Origin of the sequence: Luteimonas wenzhouensis, from assembly GCF_007859305.1 — a bacterium.
In the GTDB taxonomy this organism is placed as follows: domain Bacteria; phylum Pseudomonadota; class Gammaproteobacteria; order Xanthomonadales; family Xanthomonadaceae; genus Luteimonas; species Luteimonas wenzhouensis.
This window is the reverse complement of sequence record NZ_VOHE01000005.1, coordinates 88,552-107,538: the sequence shown is the minus strand read 5'-3', so window position 1 is coordinate 107,538 and position 18,987 is coordinate 88,552. Positions and strand designations below refer to the sequence as shown.

General features: G+C 71.6%; 12 protein-coding genes, 2 pseudogenes and 2 riboswitches. Of the genes and pseudogenes, 12 read left to right on the top strand and 2 right to left on the bottom strand.

The features are described 5' to 3' along the window. The first annotated feature begins 175 nt into the window (after window positions 1–175). From FQY79_RS10675 to metE, 12 genes and pseudogenes are all read left to right on the top strand, one after another. A complete protein-coding gene (locus tag FQY79_RS10675) occupies window positions 176–691 on the top strand; it encodes a c-type cytochrome (RefSeq protein ID WP_146312906.1) in 516 nt (171 codons plus the stop codon). Between the two features lie 129 nt (window positions 692–820). Then, window positions 821–2,531, top strand: a pseudogene (locus tag FQY79_RS10670) (ExeM/NucH family extracellular endonuclease). Window positions 2,532–2,586: 55 nt separating this feature from the next. After that, window positions 2,587–3,258 carry an alpha/beta hydrolase gene (locus FQY79_RS10665; RefSeq protein WP_146312904.1) on the top strand — a complete coding sequence of 224 codons (672 nt, stop codon included), beginning with the start codon at window positions 2,587–2,589 and terminating at the stop codon, window positions 3,256–3,258. Next, window positions 3,251–4,396: a cell division protein ZapE gene (gene zapE, locus FQY79_RS10660; RefSeq protein ID WP_146312903.1), complete on the top strand. Its 1,146-nt coding sequence runs from the start codon at window positions 3,251–3,253 to the stop codon at window positions 4,394–4,396. Before FQY79_RS10665 ends, zapE begins: the two co-directional genes overlap by 8 nt. A gap of 103 nt (window positions 4,397–4,499) precedes the next feature. Then, window positions 4,500–4,723: riboswitch (cobalamin riboswitch) on the top strand. Window positions 4,724–4,889: 166 nt separating this feature from the next. Beyond that, a complete protein-coding gene (locus tag FQY79_RS10655; RefSeq protein WP_146312902.1) occupies window positions 4,890–7,406 on the top strand; it encodes a ribonucleoside-diphosphate reductase subunit alpha in 2,517 nt (838 codons plus the stop codon). 153 nt (window positions 7,407–7,559) lie between these two features. Then, complete coding sequence (locus tag FQY79_RS10650; protein WP_146312901.1) at window positions 7,560–8,636, top strand: ribonucleotide-diphosphate reductase subunit beta; 1,077 nt, start codon at window positions 7,560–7,562, stop codon at window positions 8,634–8,636. A gap of 196 nt (window positions 8,637–8,832) precedes the next feature. Next, window positions 8,833–9,312: a flavodoxin gene (locus FQY79_RS10645; protein ID WP_146312900.1), complete on the top strand. Its 480-nt coding sequence runs from the start codon at window positions 8,833–8,835 to the stop codon at window positions 9,310–9,312. After that, complete coding sequence (locus tag FQY79_RS10640; RefSeq protein ID WP_146312899.1) at window positions 9,284–9,664, top strand: thioredoxin family protein; 381 nt, start codon at window positions 9,284–9,286, stop codon at window positions 9,662–9,664. Before FQY79_RS10645 ends, FQY79_RS10640 begins: the two co-directional genes overlap by 29 nt. 241 nt (window positions 9,665–9,905) lie before the next feature. After that, window positions 9,906–12,161 (top strand): annotated as a pseudogene (locus tag FQY79_RS15795) (methyl-accepting chemotaxis protein). A gap of 187 nt (window positions 12,162–12,348) precedes the next feature. Continuing rightward, window positions 12,349–13,458, top strand: a complete 1,110-nt coding sequence (locus FQY79_RS10630; RefSeq protein ID WP_146312898.1) for an NADH:flavin oxidoreductase/NADH oxidase — start codon at window positions 12,349–12,351, stop codon at window positions 13,456–13,458. Window positions 13,459–13,511: 53 nt separating this feature from the next. Beyond that, window positions 13,512–14,363, top strand: a complete 852-nt coding sequence (purU, locus tag FQY79_RS10625; protein WP_146312897.1) for a formyltetrahydrofolate deformylase — start codon at window positions 13,512–13,514, stop codon at window positions 14,361–14,363. Between the two features lie 210 nt (window positions 14,364–14,573). After that, a riboswitch (cobalamin riboswitch) is annotated at window positions 14,574–14,802 on the top strand. Between the two features lie 130 nt (window positions 14,803–14,932). After that, window positions 14,933–17,221: a 5-methyltetrahydropteroyltriglutamate--homocysteine S-methyltransferase gene (metE, locus tag FQY79_RS10620; protein ID WP_146312896.1), complete on the top strand. Its 2,289-nt coding sequence runs from the start codon at window positions 14,933–14,935 to the stop codon at window positions 17,219–17,221. 12 nt (window positions 17,222–17,233) lie between these two features. Here metE and pncA read toward each other — a convergent pair whose 3' ends face one another. Then, window positions 17,234–17,878, bottom strand: coding sequence for a bifunctional nicotinamidase/pyrazinamidase (gene pncA / locus FQY79_RS10615; protein ID WP_146312895.1), 645 nt, complete (start codon window positions 17,876–17,878; stop codon window positions 17,234–17,236). 202 nt (window positions 17,879–18,080) lie between these two features. Further along, window positions 18,081–18,971: a fructose bisphosphate aldolase gene (locus FQY79_RS10610; RefSeq protein ID WP_146312894.1), complete on the bottom strand. Its 891-nt coding sequence runs from the start codon at window positions 18,969–18,971 to the stop codon at window positions 18,081–18,083. Between the last annotated feature and the right edge of the window lie 16 nt (window positions 18,972–18,987).

Here is an 18,987-nt window from a genome sequence, read left to right as displayed (position 1 = left end):
CGCGGCCCGCTGGGGCTGCACCGGGTTTGTCGCCGTAGCCGGACAGGGGGGCCGACTGGCCCCTAGGCGGCTGCATCCGTCATGCGCGGGATGAGCCGGGGTGGGTCCGGCGCGCTTTGGTGTTTATACTGCGGGGCTAGCTGCGGCTCCGTCTGCCGCGGGCAAAGGTGCTTCCGTGCGCAACTACGACCTTGAGTTCCTCAAGCGCTTCTCGCTGGTGATCGCCTTCCTGGCCGCGATCACGCTGGGCCTGATCGTCGCTTCGATCGCCATCCACCGCACCCTGCCGCCGGAGGTCGACCCGGCCGCCGCCAAGCGCACGGAGAACCGCATCGCGCCGGTCGGCGCGGTCTACGCCGGCAGCACCGGTGCCGCCGCCAAGGCCGCGGCCGCCGCCGCGGCGGCCGCGGCCGCCGCGTCGCAGGTGGCCTACGGCGGCACCCTGGACGGCTCGGTCATCTACCAGAACCTGTGCTCGGGCTGCCACGGCTCGGGCGCCGGCGGCGCGCCGACCCTGGTCGCGGGCCAGTGGGCCGCGCGCATCGCCCAGGGCACCGAGACCCTCTACCGCCATTCGATCGAAGGCTTCACCGGCAGTTCCGGGGTGATGCCGGCCAAGGGCGGCAACCCGGCGCTGACCGACGAACAGGTGATGGCCACGGTCGACTGGATGCTCGACAACCTGAAGTAAGCTGGCCGCCCATCCCGGCCCACGCGACGCCGCCTCCGGGCGGCGTCGTCGCATCCGGGCCCTGCACGCCCCCGCCGCCCGCATGCACGCCGTCCCGCGCGTCCGTTTCCCCGCCCTGCTGCTGGCCGCCTGCCTGGTCGCCGGCTGCGAGCTCCCGCCCGATCCCGCCGCGCCGCGGGCGCCGGGCGACGTGCTCGCGATCGGCGCCGTCCAGGGCACGGGCGAGGCCAGCCCCCTGCTCGACCAGCACGTCACCGTCGAGGGCGTGGTCACGGGCAACTTCGCCCGCTACCTCGGCGGCTGGTTCGTGCAGGACGGGGGCGACGGCGATCCGGCCACCTCCGACGGCCTGTTCGTGGTCGCCGACCACGCCCCCGAACTGCGCGCCGGCGACCGGGTCCGGCTGCACGGCCGGGTGGTGGAGCACGGCGACCGCGCCCGCGGCACGCTGACCACGCTGCAGGCCGGGCGGATCGAGGTGGTCGGCCGCGGCGCGGTGGCGCCGGTGGTGCTCGAGGCGCCGCCGGCGGACTGGGAGCGCTACGAGGGCATGCGGGTCCGGATCGAGGCGCCGCTCACCCTTGGCGGCCAGCACCAGCTGTCGCGCCACGGCGTGCTGCACGCGAGCTTCGGCGGACGCCTGTCCACCCCGACCGAGCTGGCGCCGCCCGGCGAAGGCGCCGCGCGGGTGGCGGCCGACAACGCCCGCCGCCTGGTGCCGCTCGACGACGCCCGGGCCGATACGAACCCGGGCCCGGCCTGGTACCTGGACGGCCAGCCGCCGCCGCGGCTGGGCAGCGTGGCCCGCGGCGTCGAGGGCATCGTCGACCAGCGCTGGGGCGAGATGCGGCTGCAGCTCACCGCGCCGCTGCGGATCGAGCCCGCCAACCGGCCGCCGCCGCCCACCGTGCCGGGCAACCTGCGCCTGGCGGTGCTCAACCTGCACAACCTGTTCAATGGCGACGGCCGCGGCGGCGGCTTCCCGACCGCGCGCGGCGCCCGCACCCCGGCCCAGCTGCGCGCCCAGCTCGATGCCCTGGTCGCCACCTTGCACGGGCTCGACCCGCACGTGGCGGCGCTGATGGAACTGGAGAACGACGGCTACGGCCCCGACTCGAGCCTGGCCCAGCTGGTCGCCGCGCTCAACGCCGGCGGCGGGGACTGGGCCTTCGTCGATGCCGGGCACGGGCCGGGCGGCGACGCGATCCGGGTGGCCCTGGTCTACCGCCGCTCGCGGCTGCGTCCGCTGGGCGCGCCGGCCACGCTCGAGGACGGGCCGTTCGGCCGCCGCAGCCGGGTGCCGCTGGCCCAGGCCTTCGTCCCGCAGGCCGGCGGCCGCGATGCCGGGCCGGCCTTCGTGCTGGTGGCCAACCACTTCAAGTCCAAGGGCTGCGGCGAGGCCACCGGCGCCGACGCCGACCAGGGCGACGGCCAGGCCTGCTGGAACGCGACGCGGGTCGACTCGGCGCGCCGGCTGGCGGCGTGGATGGCCAGCGACCCGACCGGAACCGGCACCGATCTGGCCGCGATCGTCGGCGACTTCAACGCGTACAGCCAGGAAGACCCGCTGCGCCTGCTGCGCGCCGAAGGCTGGGTGGACGCGCTGCCGGCCGACCGCGGCGGCCCCCACAGCTTCGTGTTCGACGGCCTGGCCGGCCGCCTCGACCACGCCCTGCTCAGCCCCGCCCTGGCGCGCCACCTGGCTGGCGCGGCGGTCTGGCATGCCAACGCCGACGAGCCGGCGAACGTCCGCGATCGCGGCGCGAACGTCGGCGATCGACAGGCAACGCCCTGGCGCAGTTCCGATCACGACCCGCTGCTGGTGGGGCTGGCCCTGTAGCGCCATCGGCCGGCCTGCACGCCGGGCCCGCCATGCGCCCCGGTATCATGGGCCGATGTCCAGGTTGCCTCCGTTTCCCGACCAGGCCACCACCCTGTCGCTGCCCGGACCGGCCGGACGGCTGGAGGTGGCGGTCGACCCGCCCGAGGGCGACGCGGCGCCCCTGCCGCTGGTGGCCATCGTCTGCCACCCGCTGCCGACCGAGGGCGGGACCATGCACAACAAGGTCGTGACCATGGCCGCGCGCAGCCTGCGCGAACTGGGCGCGACCACGGTGCGCTTCAACTTCCGCGGCACCGGCGATTCCGAAGGCGAATTCGACCACGGCGAAGGCGAAACCGACGACCTGCGCGCGGTCGCGGCCTGGGTCCGGGCGCAGCGCCCCGGCCACGCGCTGTGGCTGGCGGGCTTCAGCTTCGGCGCCTACGTCTCGCTGCGCGCGGCGGCCGGACTGCAGCCCGGGCTGCTGCTGTCGATCGCGCCCCCGGCCGGGCGCTGGGACTTCGACGCGATCGAGCTGCCGACCATGCCCTGGCTGGTGATCCAGGGCGAGGCCGACGAGGTGGTCGATCCGCAGGACGTGTACGACTGGCTCGAGCGCAGCGGCGCCCGGGCCGAGCTGGTGCGCATGCCCGACACCAGCCACTTCTTCCACCGCAAGCTGATCGACCTGCGCGGCGCGATCAAGCACGGTGTGCGCCCCTACCTCCCCGGCGCGGATGGCTGAGCCGGCCGCAGCGCCGCCCCCGTCGTCGCTGTACCGCGCCGGCGTCGAACGCGGCGAATGGGACGACGACCCGCGCCAGCGCGCGGCGCTGCAGGCGCTCGACCGGCTGCACGGCGAGCTGCTGCAGCCGCCGCGCACCGGTCTGCTGGCGCGGCTGCGCGGGCAGGCGGCGCCGGCGCCGCGCGGCCTGTACCTGTGGGGCGGCGTCGGCCGCGGCAAGACCTTCCTGGTCGACCTGTTCCACCGCGCCCTGCCGCTGCCCGAACTGCGCGGCGACACCCTTGTCCGCGGCGACGGCGGCGCGCCGGGCAAGCGCCGCACCCACTTCCACCGCTTCATGCGCTCGGTGCACGAGCAGCTGCGCGCGCACCCGGGCGAGCGCGATCCGCTGGCCACGATCGTACGCGGCTGGCGGCGCCGGCTGCGGGTGCTGGTGCTCGACGAGTTCTTCGTCAGCGACATCGGCGACGCGATGATCCTCGGCCGCCTGCTCGAGCGCATGTTCGCCGAGGGGATCGTGCTGGTCACCACGTCCAACATCGATCCGCCGGGCCTGTACCGCGATGGCCTGCAGCGCCAGCGCTTCCTGCCCGCGATCGACCTCATCCAGGCCCACTGCGAAGTGGTGCACCTGGACAGCGACACCGACTACCGGCTGCGCGCACTGACCCGCTCGCCGGTGTACCGCGCGCCGCTCGACGCGGGTTCGGAGGCGTGGCTGGAATCGCGCTGGCACGAACTGGGCGGCGACGACGGCCATCGCGACGCCGGCATCGAGATCGAGGGCCGCCGGATCCCGGTGCGCGCGCGCGGCGAGGGCATGGCCTGGTTCGACTTCGCCGCGCTGTGCGAGGGCCCGCGCGGCACCGCCGACTACATCGAGATCGCGCGCGAATTCCACACCGTGCTGCTGGGCGGGATCCCGGTGTTCGACGAACGCCGCAACGATGCCGCGCGCCGGTTCGTGCACCTGGTGGACGAACTCTACGACGGCCAGGTCAACCTGGTCTGCACCGCCGACGCGCCCCCGCACGCGCTCTATGCCGGCGAGCGCCTGGCCGCCGCGTTCGAGCGCACGTCCTCGCGCCTGGTCGAGATGCAGGGCGCCGAGTACCTGGCGCGCGAGCACCGCGGCTGAGGGCGCCCGCCCTGCGCCGGACCGGCCGGCAGGCAGGCCGGCCAAACAGGCGCCCGCCGTCGGGCCGTACACAAGATATGGGTTGACGGAAGCCGACCCACCCCACTACCTTGTGGTCGTCGGTTCGGGCCAGCCGCAGCTGGCCGGATTAAAAGGGAAGCCGGTGACGCGCCCCTGGCGCCAGTCCGGCACTGCCCCGCAGCGGTAATCGGGAACGAACCCGCCACCAGCACTGGAGCCAACGCTCCGGGAAGCGGCGGGGGAGGTGGAAGGCCACGGCCTTCCGGACCCGTCAGTCCGAAGACCTGCCGACAGCCGCGCGCATGCACGCCGCGCGGTGCCGGCCGCGGAATCTCCGGGGGGAGATGGCCGGTGGAGCAGGTCCGTGGACGCGCATGCGTCCACCGTCCCGCGACGCCGCTCCCCGCCCCGCCTCCGCCGCCACGCCCGCCTGCGAGGGACAGGCCGGCCGTGCGCCACCCGTGGAGGATGCATGACCCACCCAGACCCGACCTGCGCCGCCCCCGCGGCCGCGAGTGCAAGCCCGTCGCCGCCTGTTCCGCCGCCGGCGCCGGGCGCCGGGCCGGCCGGCCCCGCCACCGGCCACTCGCCCCTGCAATCCATCGCGAACCCCTGCGACGCGATCCCCCCACCGCCGGTCGAACGCCCCACGGGGTCCGCGCAGCCGGCCGCACCGGCGGATACCTGGATCACCAAGGAGGCCGGCAACCGCCGCCTGCCCTTCGACCGCGCCCGGCTCGAGCGCAGCATCGACGCCATCCACGCCGAGTTCCCGCATCTGGACGTGGCCGACTACAAGCGCAGCGTGTTCGGCTTCGTCGAGCGCAAGGCGGCGGTGAATGCCGACGACCTGGTCGACCACCTGATCCGCGAGGCCGAGGCACGCGTGGACCTGACCGCGCCGGAGTGGGAGCACTTCGCCGCGCGCATCTACCTGCACCGGCTGTACAAGCGCGCCAGCCGCAACCGCTTCTACGACGCGGCGCAGAAGTACGGCTCGTATGTCGGCCTGCAGGAGAGCCTGGCCGACCGCAACATCTACTCCAACGACATCCTGCACGCCTACTCCAAGGAAGAGCTGGAGCAGGCCGGGCGCATGATCGATCCCGGGCGCGACCGGCTGTTCACATACAACGGGCTGTACCTGCTGGCCACGCGCTACCTGGCCACCGACAACGCGCGCAACGTCTACGAGCTGCCGCAGGAGCGCTGGCTGACCATCGCGCTGTACCTGATGCAGAACGAGGGCGGCACCGGACAGGGCGGGCGCGAGCGGCGCATGCAGCTGGTCGGCGAGGCCTACTGGGCGCTGTCGAACCTGTACATGACCGTGGCCACGCCGACCCTGCAGAACGCGGGCAAGGTCGGCGGCCAGCTGTCGTCGTGCTTCATCGATACGGTGGACGATTCGCTGCAGGGCATCTACGACTCCAACACCGACATCGCCCGCGTGTCCAAGGGCGGCGGCGGCGTGGGTGCGTACCTGGGCTACGTGCGCGCGGCCGGTGCGCCGATCCGCGGGGTGCCCAACGCCTCCGGCGGCGTGGTGCCGTGGATCAAGCAGCTCAACAACACCGCCGTCTCGGTGGACCAGCTGGGCCAGCGCAAGGGCGCGGTGGCGGTGTACCTGGACATCTGGCACCGCGACATCGAGGCCTTCCTCGACCTGCGCCTCAACAACGGCGATCAGCGCCTGCGCGCGCACGACGTGTTCACCGCGGTCTGCATTCCCGACCTGTTCATGGAGGCCGTCGAGCGTCGCGGCGACTGGTACCTGTTCGACCCGTACGAAGTGAAGCGGATCAAGGGCTGGTACCTGCAGGACTTCTACGACGAGGCGCGCGGCGACGGCACTTTCCGCCGCAAGTACCAGGAAGTCGTGGACGACGAGCGCATCGCGCGCAAGACGGTCAAGGCGATCGACATCTTCAAGCGAATCATGGTGTCGCAGCTGGAGACCGGCAGCCCGTTCATGTTCTACCGCGACGAGGTCAACCGGAAGAACCCGAACAAGCACTGCGGCATGGTCTACTCGTCCAACCTGTGCACCGAGATCCTGCAGAACCAGGGCCCGACCCGGATGATCCGGGAGGTCATCTCCGGCGACCAGATCGTCACCACCAGGCAAGCCGGCGATTTCGTGGTCTGCAACCTGTCCTCGATCAACCTGGGGCGCGCGGTGGTCGCGGCCGAGGGGCAGGGCGACCTGATCAGCGACGTGCTCGAGCGCCTGGTGCCGATCCAGGTGCGCATGCTCGACAACGTGATCGACCTCAACGAGCTGCCGGTGCCGCAGGCCACGATCACCAATCGCAAGTATCGCGCGATCGGCCTGGGCACCTTCGGCTGGCACCACCTGCTGGCGCTCAAGGGCGTCGACTGGAACTCGGCGGAGGCCGAGGAGTTCAGCGATGCGCTGTACGAACGCATCAACTACCTCGCGGTGCAGGCGAGCATGGAGCTGGCGAAGGAAAAGGGCACCTATCCGGTTTTCGCCGGCAGCGACTGGCATACCGGCGCCTATTTCCGCGAGCGCGGCTACAACAGCCCGGCGTGGCTGGACCTGGCGGCCCAGGTGGCGGTCAACGGCCTGCGCAACGGCTGGCTGCTCGCGGTGGCGCCCAACATGTCGACCGCGCAGATCGCGGGCAGTACCGCGTCGATCGACCCGATCTACTCGGCGTTCTACTACGAGGAGAAGAAGGACTACCGGCGTCCGGTGGCCGCGCCCGGGCTGTCGCTGGAGACCTGGCCGTACTACGAGAAGGGCGCGTGGAAGCTGGACCAGTTCGCCTCGGTGCGGCAGAACGCGCGCCGCCAGCGCCACATCGACCAGTCGATCAGCTTCAACTTCTACGTACCTTCCACCATCCGTGCCTCGACCCTGCTGGATCTGCACATGACGGCGTGGCGGGAAGGGCTGAAGACCACCTACTACGTGCGCTCGAACGATATCGATATCGCGGAGTGCGAATGGTGTTCGAGTTGACGCGCTGACCCGCTTCCCCCGCCCTGCGGGGGAAGCCGGCCCGAAGGGCCGGATGGGGCCCGCTTTTCGCCCGCCTGCGGTGCGCGCCCCCACCCCAGCCCTCCCCCGCACGCGGGGGAGGGAGCATGAACCCACATCGAGGACCCGGACACCATGTCTGCCACCGCACCGCTGACCGCCACGCCCCGCACCGCCACGCCGCTCGAACGCATCCGCATCCTGGAGCCGCGCCATCCCAACCGATCCACCGGGATCATCAACGGCCGCACCTCCGGCATCCTCAACTGGAACGATATCCCCTACCCGTCCTTCTACCGCGCCTACAAGGAACTCTCGACCAACTTCTGGATCCCGGACGAGGTCGACATGAAGGGCGACGCGCGCCAGTACGGCGAGTTGTCGGCGCGCGAGAAGCACGCCTTCGATTCGATCATCGGCCTGCTGGCCACTCTGGACTCGCCGCAGACGCGCTTCATCTACAACGTGGCCGAGTACATCACCGACCCGGCCGCGCACGCCAACGCGGCGATCATCGGCCAGCAGGAGGTGATCCACAACGAGAGCTACAGCTACGTGCTGGCCTCGATCACCGACCTGGCCAACCAGAAGCGGATCTTCGAGATCGCCCGCACCCACCCCACGATCCTCAGGCGCAACGCGCCGATCATGGGCTCCTACGACGACTTCATGCGCGAGAAGACCGCCGAGACCCTGCTGCGCGCGCTGATCCAGTCCTCGATCCTGGAGGGCATCAATTTCTATTCCGGCTTCGCCTATTTCTACAACCTGGTGCGCCAGAACCGGATGGCCGGCACCGGCAAGATCATCAGCTTCATCAACCGCGACGAGCTGGCCCACACCAAGTTCATCAGCGAGGTGATCCGCGCCATCGTCGGCGAGAACGCGGAGCTGCAGACCGACGAGCTGACCGAGTACGTGCACCGCGCCTTCGAGCACGCGGTGGAGCTGGAGGTGCAGTGGACCGGCGAGGTGCTCGACGGCATCGACGGCATCAACATCGACGAGATGATCCGCTACGTGAAGTACCGGGCCAACAAGATGGCCGGGATGCTCGGCATCGAAAGCCTGTACCCGGACACCGCCGACAACGTGATGCCGTGGATCCGGGCCTACGCCGACAACTTCACCGAGACCAAGACCGACTTCTTCGAGATGCGCAACGCGTCGTACAAGAAGACCAACCTCGACAACGGCTTCGACGACCTGTGAGCCGGCGCCGTTGCCCCGGCTGGCCTCTTGCCGTTCGCCGCGCAGCGGGCAGCCCTGGCGCGCAGGCCGCGCCGGGCGGCACATTCTCCGCCTCGGCGCGACCCTGGTCGCGAAGCACCTCGCGCGCAGGCGCGCTCCTGCGGCCCGGCTCCGTTCCGGGTCGTCGCGGAACCGCACCGGCCTGCGCCCCCAGCGCATGCGCATCCTGATCGCCTTCACCTCCCTCAGCGGCAACACCCGCGACGTGGCGCGGCTGGTGCGCGAGCGCTGCCGGGCGCGCGGACATGCGGTCAGCTGGATAGAGACCGGCATCGACGAGCTGTCCGCCGCCGGCCCCGATCCGCGCCACGACCTGTACCTGTTCGGCGCCTGGTCGGACAACGGCGGACGCACGCCGGCGGAGATGAAACGCTTCATCGCGCAGCTGGTGCAGGCGGTAGGCAAGCCCCGGCAGGTCGCGGTGTTCGGCACCGGCGAGACCCAGTGGGGCCAGGAGTACTACTGCGGCGCCGTGCGTCGCATCGCCGCCTTCTTCGATTCCCCGCATCCGCGCCTGGAGATCGAACAGATGCCGCACGGTCGCCGCGACAGCGAACGGATCGCGCAATGGACCGACCACGTCCTCGACACCCTCGGGAGCCCTGCCCATGCACACCCTGCACGCCGCATCGCCTGACGACTGGCGGGCGGCCATCTCCGCCCATCCGCGCCTGCTGGTGGACTACCACAAGGACGATTGCCCGGCCTGCCGGATGCTGGACCTGTCGCTGCAGCGCTTCGCCGGCGAACCGGCGGCCGCCGGCCTGGTCGTGCTCAAGGCCCGGCTGGAAACGCTGGGCGAGGACTTCTTCCGCGGCCTCGGCCTGCGCCAGACGCCCACCCTGTCGCTGGTCGGCGACGGCGTCGAGCGGTGCCGCCTGCCCGGGTTCCAGCCGCCGGCCCGGATCGCGGCGGCGGTGCTCAGGTGGCTGCCCCCTGGGCCTGCGTCGGTGGTGCGCGGAACCGGCACCGGGCGTCCGCAAGGCTGAAGCCGCTTGGGGAGGGGTGGGGAAAGGGCATGCGATTCACAGCGTCAATCGATCCGATATGCAACGCGAATGGCCGGATCCTCATTTAAGCGGCGGCCCGGCCGATAACCGGACTGCCGAACGCGCAGTTCGGCACGGGTGGCGCGTCCGGCAGCGCCCGGGCCACCCCCTCCCCCCTCGCGTGTCCACGGACGGCCCGGCGCCCCCTCGTGAAGCGCGCACCCTCCCCCCCAGGTGAGTCATGAACAACTTTCTGCAACGCTTCACGGTCGGCAAGCGCATGTTTGCCGGCTTCGGCCTGATGCTCGCGCTGATGGCCTCCATCGCCGTGGTGTCGGCCTGGTCGCTGTCCACCCTCGAGGGGCACCTCGAGAAGATCACCGTCGAACGGGTGACCAAGACCCGGCTGGCCGACGCGCTGTACCGCTCGGCCGGCGATCTCAACCTGCACCTGCATGCCATGCTGCTGGCCGGCGACGAGGATCGGCTGCGGCAGGCCCTGGCCGGCATCGCCGCGGCCCGCGAAGCGTTCGGCCAGGCCTACGAGCAGCTGCAGGCGATGCCGGCCCGCGAAGGCGGCCGCAAGGCGCTGGCGGCGGTGGGCGCGGCCCACGACGCCGCGGCGCCGCTCAACGACGAGGTGATCGGCCTGGCCACCGCCGGCCGCCGCGACGAGGCCGTGGCCTACCTCCAGGACCAGGCCGCCGCCGGCCTCGACCGGTGGCGCGCGAGCGTGGACGCCTACCTCCAGCGCGAAGCATCGATGATGGACGAGGCGCGGACGGCGGCGGTGGCCGCCGCGGCCGCCGCGCGCACCACGCTGTTCATCGTGCTCGGGTTCGCCGTGGTCCTGGGCGTGTTCCTGGGCGTGGTGTTCACCCGCAGCCTGACCGGCCCGCTGGCACGGGCCGCGGCCGCCGCGCGCGAACTGGCCGCCGGCCGCATCGACGGCGCCCGGCTGGAGGGCGGCACCGACGAGGCCGGCGAAGTGCTGCGCGCGGTGCAGGCCACCCGCGAGACGCTGCAGACCCTGGTGTCGGATGCGATCGAACTCGGCCGCCAGCACGACCTGGGCAACATCTCCGTGCGCCTGGACGAAACGGCGGTGCAGGGCGAGTTCCGCCACCTGACCGCGGTCATCAACGCGGTGATGCACGAACACATCCAGGCCGCGCTGCACGCCGGCCACCTGGCCGCCGCCTATGCCCGTGGCGACCTGCGCGAGGACTTCCCGCGCGTGCCGGGCGGCAAGGCGGTGCTGATGGAGGCCATGGACAGCGTGAAGGCGAGCCTGCTGGCGCTCAGCCAGGAGATCGGCACGATCAGCCAGGCCGCGACGCGCGGCGACTTCAGCCTGCGCGGCGACGAGGCCCGCTTCGAGTTCGGCTTCCGCGACATGGTGGCGGACCTCAACCGCCTGATGGCCACCACCGACGGCAGCCTGCAGTCGATCTCGCAGCTGCTCAAGGCGATCGCCCGGGGCGACCTGGGCGCGCGTATGGAGGGTGAGTACGAGGGCGTGTTCGCCGAGATGCGCGATGACGCCAACGCCACCGTGGGCCACCTGACCACCATGGTCAGCCGCATCCAGCAGGCCTCGCGCAGCATCGACAGTTCCGCCGCCGAGATCTCGGCGGGCAACGCCGACCTGGCGCGCCGCACCGAGCAGCAGGCCGCCAACCTGGAGGAGACAGCCGCCACGATGGAGGAGCTGACCTCCACCGTGCGCCAGAACGCCGAGCACGCGCGCTAGGCCAACCAGCTGGCGATCGGCGCGACCGGCGTGGCCTCCGAAGGCGGCCAGCTGGCCGTGCGGGTGGTCGAGACCATGGCCGGGATCGAGGAATCCTCGCGCAAGATCGCCGAGATCATCTCGCTGATCGACGGCATCGCCTTCCAGACCAACATCCTGGCGCTGAACGCGGCGGTGGAAGCCGCGCGCGCCGGCGAGCAGGGCCGCGGCTTCGCGGTGGTGGCCTCGGAGGTGCGCTCGCTGGCGCAGCGTTCGGCCAGCGCCGCCAAGGAGATCAAGCAGCTGATCGACGACTCGGTGGAGAAGGTGGCCAACGGCTCGGAGCTGGTGCGCCAGGCCGGGGACACGATGCACCAGATCGTGGGCAGCGTGGAGCGGGTGACCAGCATCATGGCCGAGATCTCGGCCGCCTCGCAGGAACAGTCCGCCGGCATCGAGCAGGTGAGCCAGACGGTGGTGCAGATGGACGAGGCCACCCAGCAGAACGCCGCGCTGGTGGAGGAAGCCAGCGCCGCGGCCCGTTCCATGGAGGAGCAGGCCAGCGAGCTGGTCGAACTGGTGTCGGTGTTCCGCCTGGCCGGCCAGACGCCGGCCCCCGCGGCCCCGGTTCCGGCCGCCCCCGTCCGCCCGCAGGCGGACACGCCCCCGCGCCCTCGGGCTCCCAGGGCACCCGCCCCGGCCCCGCGCCCGGCGCCGGTGCTGGACGCGGCGATCGCCGGCGACGAGGACTGGCGCGAGTTCTAGGACGCCGCGCAGGCCGGGCCTGCCACGACGCGATCGACCTGCGCCGGCCCCTCGTGGGGCCGGCGCCGTTCTTCGTCGCCGGTGGTCGCGGTCCGGAGGCCGGCGCGATGCTGCGATCCACCACCGGGGTTGAAGCCACACGGTGGCGGCGTTGCAATGCCAGGGCCTTTCCCCCGTGCGACCGCCCATGAGCCAGCTGTTCTCGCCGCTCCGCATCGGCCCCCTGGAACTGCCCAACCGCATCGTCATCGCCCCCATGTGCCAGTACTCGGCGCACGACGGCGTGGCGTCGGACTGGCACCACATCCACCTGGGCCACCTGGCGCTGTCCGGGGCCGGGCTCCTGATCCTGGAGGCGACCGCGGTGCAGGCCGACGGCCGCATCAGCCATGCCGACCTGGGCCTGTGGAACGACGACCAGGAGGCGGCGCTGGCCGCGCTGCTGGCCTCGCTGCGGCGCTGGTCGCCGATGCCGCTGGGCATCCAGCTGGCGCATGCCGGGCGCAAGGCGTCCACCGCGCGGCCGTGGGAGGGCGGCGGCCCGATCGCCGCCGGCGAGCCCGGCGGCTGGACCACCGTGTCCGCCTCCGCGCTGGCGTACGACGAACGGCATCCCGCGCCGCAGGCGCTGGACGCGGCCGGCATCGATGCGCTGGTGGATGCGTTCGTCGACTCCGCCCGCCGCGCCGCGCGCATCGGCCTGGACCTGGTCGAACTCCACGCCGCGCACGGCTACCTGCTGCACCAGTTCCTGTCGCCGCTGTCCAACCGGCGCGACGACGACCACGGCGGCAGCCTGGAGAACCGCATGCGCCTGGTGCTGCGGGTGTTCGACGCGGTGCGCGCAGCGCTGCCCGGGCGCATGGCGCTGGGCGTGCGCATCTCGGCCACCGACTGGGTCGAGGGCGGCTGGGACCTGGAGCAGAGCATCGCCCTGGCGCGCGCGCTCGACGCGCGCGGCTGCCACTTCATCCACGTCTCCAGCGGCGGCCTGGATCCACGCCAGCGGATCGAGCCCGGCCCCGGCTACCAGGTGCCGTTCGCCGCGGCGATCCGCGCGCAAGTGCGGATGCCAGTGGTCGCGGTGGGGATGATCACCCGGCCGCGCCAGGCCGAGGCGGTGGTCGCCGAGGGCCATGCCGATGCGGTGGCCCTGGCCCGCGGCATCCTCTACGACCCGCGCTGGCCCTGGCATGCCGCTGCCGAGCTGGGCGCCTCGGTGCAGGCGCCACCGCAGTACCTGCGCTGCGAGCCGGCGCAGGCGCGGGGCGTGTTCGCCGCGCCCCGGGGTCGGTAACAGCTGCAACCGCCGTCCGCGCGGGGCCCGCGCTCGCATACCATGGCGCGCCTATGCGCCACGACTACATCCTCGCCCTCTCCTGCCCGGACCGCCCCGGCATCGTCTACCGCGTCTCCGGGCTGCTGTTCGAACACGGCTGCAACATCCTCGACGCGCAGCAGTTCGGCGACGGCGAATCGGGGCGGTTCTTCCTGCGCGTGCATTTCGACGTGCCGGCCGACGGCGATTTCAACGCGGTGCGCGAGGCGTTCGCGCCGCTGGCCGAGGCCTGCGGGATGGAGTGGGCGATGCACGACGTGCAGCGGCGCGCGCGGCTGCTGGTGCTGGTCAGCCGCCAGGGCCACTGCCTCAACGACCTGCTCTACCGCACCCGCAGCCGCCAGCTGCGCGCCGACATCGCCGCGGTGGTGTCCAACCATCCCGACTACGCCCAGCTCGCCGGCTCCTACGACGTGCCGTTCCACCACCTGCCGGTCGATGCCGCGAACCGCGCCGAGCAGGAGCGCGCGATCCTCGACCTGGTGGAGCGCGAGCAGGTCGACCTGGTGGTGCTGGCGCGCTACATGCAGATCCTCTCGCCCGGGCTGTGCGAGGCGCTGGCCGGGCGGGTGATCAACATCCACCACAGCTTCCTGCCCAGCTTCAAGGGTGCCCAGCCCTACCACCAGGCGCATGCGCGCGGAGTCAAGATCATCGGCGCGACCGCGCACTACGTGACGCCGGACCTCGACGAGGGCCCGATCATCGAGCAGGACGTGGTCCACGTGGACCATTCGATGACGCCGGCGGCACTGGCGCGGATCGGCAGCGACATCGAGTCGCGGGTGCTGGCGCGCGCGGTGCGCCTGCACGTCGAACACCGGATCCTGCTCAACGGCCACCGCACGGTCGTGTTCCGCTGAGCCGCCATTCCCGGATGCCCTGGGGCGATGCAGGTGCGCGCCCGCCGCCTGCAGCCGGATCGATCCGATCGCCTCGGCATCCCGGCACCTGGCCCGGTACGCCCGCCGTAGCGCGACATCTCCCGCGGCCCTTCCGCCAGCCGCGAGGCCGACGTCGGGAGGATGCCCGAAGCCGCCTCGCCGACGCTTGACCCCGCCCCTGGACCGGCGTAATGTCCCGCCCGCCAAGGTACGTATCGCTTTATCTTGATAGAGCGATATGTTTGAAAGGGAAGCCGGTAGGACCCACGGGTCGAAGCCGGCGCTGCCCCGCAGCGGTATGTGGAAACGACCTTCGCCATAAGCACTGGGCATTGCCCGGGAAGCGGCGAACAGTAGGGAGGACGCGCCCCGTCCTGCGTCCACGAGCCCGAAGACCTGCCTCGGCCGGAGAGCGATCTCCGTCGACCTGGCGCCCGTGGGAGGCGCGGGAAGGTCGCGCCTTTCGAACCAAGGCGCGTGCCTTCGCGTGTGTCCGCACGGCTCCGCATCGCCCGAGGGGGCGACCACGAACCGAGGAGTACACGTACATGACCACCGTATGCAATCTGGGCTTTCCCCGCATCGGCCTGCGACGCGAACTGAAGAAGGCCGTCGAGGCCTACTGGCGCGGCGACTCCACCGCCGGACAGCTGCACGACCAGGCCAGGGCGCTCCGGCTGCGGCACTGGCAGCTGCAGCACGCCGCAGGCGCCGATGTCGTGCCCTGCAACGATTTTTCCCTGTACGACCACGTGCTGGACACGGCCGTGCTGTTCGACGCGATTCCCGCACGCTACAGGCCCCTGTTCGATGCGGACCCCTTGCGCGGCTACTTCTCGATGGCGCGTGGCTGGCAGGACGACGGCCTCGACCTGCCTGCGCTGGAGATGACCAAGTGGTTCGACACGAACTACCACTACCTGGTGCCGGAGCTGGAGCGCGGGCAGTCGTTCCGCCTGCGTGGCGACAAGCCGCTTGCGGAGTTCATCGAAGCGCGCGACGCCGGCGCCAGGGCACGCCCGGTGCTGCTGGGCCCGGTGAGCTTCCTGCTGTTGTCCAAGTGCGTGGACGGCAGCCAGGCCCTGGACCTGTTGCCGGCGCTGCTTACGGCGTACGCGCAACTGCTTGCCCAGCTCCGGGATGCCGGCGCGCAGTGGGTCCAGCTGGACGAGCCCTGCCTGGTGCTGGATCTCGGCGATGCGGAGCGGCGCGCATACGAGGAGGCCTATCACACGCTTGCCGATGCGGCCGGCCCGAAGCTGCTGCTGGCGACCTACTTCGGCACGCTGGAGCACAACCTGCCGTGGGCCGCATCCCTGCCGGCCCAGGGCCTGCACGTGGACCTGGTGCGTGCGCCCGGACAGCTGGATGCGGTGCTCGGTGCGCTGCGCGAGGACTGCGTGCTCTCGCTCGGGCTGGTGGACGGTCGCAACATCTGGCGCGCCGATCTCGACCGGGCCGTGCTGCTCGCGCGCAGCGCCGCCGACCGCCTCGGCAAGGAGCGCCTGCAGGTGGCGCCCTCGTGTTCGATGCTGCACGTGCCCATCGACGCGAGCCTCGAAACCGGACTGGCGACGGAGCTTCGCGGCTGGCTTGCCTTCGCCAAGGAGAAGCTCAGCGAGCTTCGGGTGGTGGCCGATGCGCTCAATGGCCTGGCATCGGCAAACGCGACCCTCGAGCTCGCACGCGAGCGTCTCCAGCAACGCCGCCGGTCCAGGCGCGTCCACCGGGCCGAGGTCGCTGCGAGGGTCGAGGCCCTCACCCCGGACGATGCGCGCCGCAAGAGCCCATATGCGCAGCGCAGCGCGCTCCAGCAGCGCCGCTATGGCTTGCCGGCGTTCCCGACCACCACGATCGGGTCATTTCCGCAGACCCCGGAGGTGCGCAAGGCGCGCGCCGCGTTCAGGGCCGGCCGGCTGGACGAGTCACAGTACGTCCAGTTCCTCGAACAGCAGACCGCGCACTGCGTGCAGGTACAGGAGCAGATCGGCATCGACGTGCTGGTGCATGGCGAGTTCGAACGCAACGACATGGTCGAGTATTTCGGCGAGCAGCTGGAAGGATTCGCCTTCACCCGGAACGGCTGGGTCCAGAGCTACGGCTCGCGCTGCGTGAAGCCGCCGATCATCTATGGCGACGTGTCGCGCCCCGCGCCGATGACGGTGCGCTGGTCGACCTACGCCCAGTCGCTGACCCAACGACCGATGAAGGGCATGCTGACCGGCCCGGTGACCTTGCTGCAGTGGTCGTTCGTGCGCGACGACCAGCCGCGTGCGGACACATGCCGGCAGATCGCGATTGCGCTGCGCGACGAGGTGGCGGACCTGGAGGCGGCCGGCATCGGCATCATCCAGGTCGACGAACCCGCGCTGCGCGAGGGCCTGCCGCTGCTGCGCAAGGACTGGGACGCGTATCTGGAATGGGCCGTGGAGTGCTTCCGCATCACGACTTCGCCGGTGGACGATGAGACGCAAATCCACACCCACATGTGCTACTCGGAGTTCAACGACATCATCGAAGCGGTCGCCGCGATGGACGCGGACGTGATCTCGATCGAAACCTCGCGGTCGCGGATGGAGCTGCTGGATGCGTTCGCGCAGTTCCGCTATCCCAACGCCATCGGCCCGGGCATCTACGACATCCATTCCCCGCGCATTCCCGATCGCGATGAGATGGGCGACCTGCTCCGCAAGGCCACGTCGGTGCTCGCGGTCGACCAGATCTGGGTCAACCCGGACTGCGGACTCAAGACCCGCGGCTGGGCCGAGACAACGGCCGCCCTGGAGGCGATGGTTGCGGCGGCCAAGGAGTTGCGCCTGGACCAGGCGGCCGCCTAGCGTCCATGCCCCTCATGGGGGCGAGACCTGTTCCACCGATGCACCCGCCGCGCCGAGTGCGGCGCGCGTGGGTGCATCGCCTTCCGGCGTCACCGGCCGCGTGAGCTCCCACAGGACGCTCGCGCGCAAGCCCGCCTCGATCGCATCCTGCGCCGACCACAGCACGCAGTAGTCGCGCGCCAGCCCGCACAGGTGCACTTCCTCGATGCCGCGCTCGCGCAGCCAGCCGGCCAGGCCGGTGGGCGGGCGGCGGCCGTCCGGACCGACGTTCTCGCGGAAGGCGCTGTAGGAATCCACCTGCGGGCGGGTGCCCTTGCGCAGCACCAGGTCCACCGGGCTCCAGTCCACGCGCGGGTCGAGCGCCGCGCCCGGGGTGCCCTGCACGCAATGGTCGGGCCACAGCACCTGCGGATGGCCGTGCAGTTCGATGGTCTCGAACGGCTGGCGCCCGGCGTGGCTGGAGGCGAAGGAGGCGTGGCCGCGCGGATGCCAGTCCTGGGTGGCGACCACGGTGCGGTAGGCGCGCGAGGCGAGCAGGTCGGCGATGCCGGGCACGATCGCGTCGCCCTCGTGGCAAGGGAGCGCGCCGCCGGGCATGAAGTCGGGCTGGAGGTCGATCACCAGCAGGGCGGTGGTGGGGGGGTGGGGCGTGGGCATCGTGGGGGCGTGACGGGGAGGGGGAGGGGCGGGGGGCGGCTGGCCCCCACCCCGGCCCTCCCCCGCAGACGGGGGAGGGGGATCCGGCCCTGCCCCGCAGGCGGGGGAGGATGAATCAGGCCCTGCTCCGCGGGGGGAGGGGGATGGCGGGGCCCGCCGCGGGAGGGTGACAGCGCGCGGCGGGGCGGGCCGGCGCGCGGACTCAGGTGATCGAGGCCTGGTAGATCGACTCGATCGAGGCGTCGAGCGCCTTGTTGAACTCGTCGTCGCTCTGCTGCGCGGTCAGGCCTTCGGTCAGCGCGCGGCTGAAGCTGGCGATCACGCCGGGGTTGCGGGCGAGCCGGGCGTTCGCCTCGTCGCGGCTGTAGCCACCCGAGAGCGCGACCACGCGCAGCACCACCGGGTGCTCCACCAGCTCCTTGAAGAAGCCGTCCACCTCGGGAAGGGTGAGCTTGAGCATCACCGGGCCGGACGGATCGAGCGCGTCCAGGCGCTCGAGCAGGCCCTGCTTGAGCGCGACCTCGATCTGCGCCTTGTCGGCGGCCTTGATGTCCACCTCCGGCTCGATGATCGGCACCAGTCCGGCGGCGACCACCTGGCGGGCGACCTCGAACTGCTGGTCCAGCACCGCGGCGATGCCCCTGGCGTTGTTGGCCTTGATCACCGAGCGTTCCTTGGTGCCGAACACGCCGCGCGCCCTGGCCCGCTCCAGCAGGTCGGCCAGGCCGGGCATCGGCTTCATCACCTGCACGCCGTCGGCCTCGTCGGCCAGGCCCTTGTCGATCTTGAGGAACGGCACCACGCCCTTGTCTTCCCACAGGTAGGCGACCGCGTTCTTGCCCGCGAACTCGCCGTCCATGGTGCGCTCGAACAGGATCGCGCCGAGGATGCGCTGGTCGAACGCGGGACTGCCGACGATCCGCGCGCGCATCGCGTGCACCTGCGCGAACATCTCTTCCTCGTTCGAGTACGCCGACTCGTCGACGCCGTAGAGCTTGAGCGCCCGGGGCGTGCTGCCACCACTCTGGTCGAGCGCGGCGATGAAGCCCTTGCCGGAAGCGATGCGTTCGCGTTGCTGCGGGTGGATGGCCACGGTGTCGGTTCTCCTG